The sequence below is a fragment of the Microcystis sp. M53603_WE2 genome (assembly GCF_030065435.1).
The window spans coordinates 1-1,722 of the sequence record NZ_JASJFF010001108.1; the positions used below are offsets into that span (position 1 = coordinate 1).

General features: G+C 45.2%; 5 protein-coding genes. 2 read left to right on the forward strand and 3 right to left on the reverse strand.

Annotated elements, in window-relative coordinates; translation table 11 throughout:
• Positions 1 to 101: helix-turn-helix domain-containing protein (locus PX481_RS23385; protein ID WP_286823842.1), on the reverse strand; the 101-nt coding region annotated here is incomplete at its 3' end.
• Between the two features lie 129 nt (positions 102 to 230).
• Between PX481_RS23385 and PX481_RS23390 the strand changes: the two genes are divergently transcribed.
• Positions 231 to 449, forward strand: coding sequence for a hypothetical protein (locus tag PX481_RS23390; protein WP_002753442.1), 219 nt, complete (start codon positions 231 to 233; stop codon positions 447 to 449).
• Positions 442 to 834: a pepsin/retropepsin-like aspartic protease family protein gene (locus PX481_RS23395; protein ID WP_002753443.1), complete on the forward strand. Its 393-nt coding sequence runs from the start codon at positions 442 to 444 to the stop codon at positions 832 to 834. Before PX481_RS23390 ends, PX481_RS23395 begins: the two co-directional genes overlap by 8 nt.
• 343 nt (positions 835 to 1,177) lie before the next feature.
• Here the strand turns inward: PX481_RS23395 and PX481_RS23400 are convergent, their stop codons facing one another.
• Together PX481_RS23400 and PX481_RS23405 are read right to left on the reverse strand one after the other, a co-directional pair.
• A complete protein-coding gene (locus tag PX481_RS23400) occupies positions 1,178 to 1,390 on the reverse strand; it encodes a type II toxin-antitoxin system HicA family toxin (RefSeq protein ID WP_002763902.1) in 213 nt (70 codons plus the stop codon).
• A gap of 2 nt (positions 1,391 to 1,392) precedes the next feature.
• Positions 1,393 to 1,590 (reverse strand): type II toxin-antitoxin system HicB family antitoxin, encoded by a 198-nt coding sequence (locus PX481_RS23405; RefSeq protein ID WP_002738180.1) that lies wholly within the window; start codon positions 1,588 to 1,590, stop codon positions 1,393 to 1,395.
• Between the last annotated feature and the right edge of the window lie 132 nt (positions 1,591 to 1,722).

Here is a 1,722-nt window from a genome sequence, read left to right on the forward strand (position 1 = left end):
AGAGCTTTGTTGTAAACCAATCTTACACAGCCCAATGTGCGCCGCAATAGCGACTCTTGTTCGGGTGTGGGGTAAAATCGGTAAGAATAGGCTTTTTCCATACCTCACATTTTAGCATATATTTCGTAAATGTGCTAATATTTAACAGTAAAGCCGTCGTAGAACGACGGGGTTTCAGACCCAAAATTTTCGATGAGCAATTTATTCTCGCATATCTAGAAGTTTAAGCCATGTCACTCACTGAGTTAATTCTTCTGGTCAACAATCTGAGCCAGACAGACAAATTATCACTCTTCAAACTCCTAGCTGCACAAATCCCGGATGCTGAACTACAGGTTATCTTTTCCGCATCAGAGTATCCGATTTGGTCGCCCTACGATGCCACGGAAGCCGCCAATATTCTGATGCATATGATTCAGGATGACCGAGAGGCATCTACCCATGCCTAGTACAGTCGAATTTCCCCTTTCCGACGATGAAGCATTACCCACGATTCCCATCACTCTGAGTCATGCAGGCCTTTCTGTTTCTGCGAATGCCCTGCTGGATACCGGATCTACGGTCAATCTATTACCTTACGACATCGGGCCGCAATTGGGTGCAATTTGGGAGGAACAAACTGTCCGCTTGCCATTGGCCGGAAATCTTGCAAGGGTTGAAGCACGAGGGTTATTTGTGTATGTTCAAATTGGGAATTTGGAACCTGTTCGTCTAGCCTTTGCTTGGGCAAAAACCTCTCAGATACCCTTAATTCTTGGGCAAACGAACTTTTTTCGAGAATTTGATGTCTGTTTTCAACGATCGCGATGCACGATCGAAATTATCCGCTTCTAATAAGGGTCGATGTGTTTTGGGTGGGATCGCGCTTTTGGTTAGTGTTGATAGAGAAAAGCAATGCTGGGTTTCCTGCCGTCAACCCAGCCTACGGAGATAAACGATCGCACTTAATCTTGGCGATCAAATATGATGTAGCGTGTGTTAGCGTTAGCGTAACGCACGGATTTTGAACATTAGATAAGGTGCGTTCACTTCGTTAACGCACCCTACAAGATCGGCGTGCTGCTACGCAGTGCCTTCGGCATCGCATTCTGTTATGAGTTGATTGATGTTGGGTTTCCTTGCGTCAACCCAACCTACGGACGAGGCGATCTGCTACGCAGTGCCTTTGGCATCGTACTCATAATAGTTTACGAAATTCTGCGACTGTCAAACCAGCATCTTGAACAATTCCACCCATTGTAAATGCCTTAATTGGATTGTGCCTTGGAAGAGCAACTTGACGCACCCCATCACTCATGATGATATGTTTGCCTTGGCGAATGATCCGAAAGCCTACCTTCTCCAAGGCTCGTACTGCATCTAGGTGATTTACGCCAGGAATTCTAGGCATAGTTACACCTGCATTTCAATTTCACGAATTTCCCCATCTTGCAAGCGTTCTTCTAAGGCTGCAAGATACTCACGAATTGCATCTTGGATATTGGTTAATGCCTCTTCCTCAGTATCTCCCTCGGACCAACAACCGGGGAGCGCAGGAACGCCAACAGTAATTCCTTCTTCAGAACGATAAAGGACAATTTTGTATTTCATCATAAGTTCCTTCTAGATAGCACTCCATTTTAGCTTGATAGAATTATGGATGTGGGATCAAATTGTAGCAACAGCGGAACCTCACAGCAAACTTGATATGGTTGGGTTTCCTTGCGTCAACCGTTCGGCAAA

What these genes read in the sequence shown, in the direction of transcription:
- PX481_RS23390 (WP_002753442.1), top strand. Translation starts at nt 231, where the DNA reads ATGTCACTCACTGAGTTAATTCTTCTGGTCAACAATCTGAGCCAGACA.
- PX481_RS23395 (WP_002753443.1), top strand. Translation starts at nt 442, where the DNA reads ATGCCTAGTACAGTCGAATTTCCCCTTTCCGACGATGAAGCATTACCC.
- PX481_RS23400 (WP_002763902.1), bottom strand. Translation starts at nt 1,390, where the DNA reads ATGCCTAGAATTCCTGGCGTAAATCACCTAGATGCAGTACGAGCCTTG.
- PX481_RS23405 (WP_002738180.1), bottom strand. Translation starts at nt 1,590, where the DNA reads ATGAAATACAAAATTGTCCTTTATCGTTCTGAAGAAGGAATTACTGTT.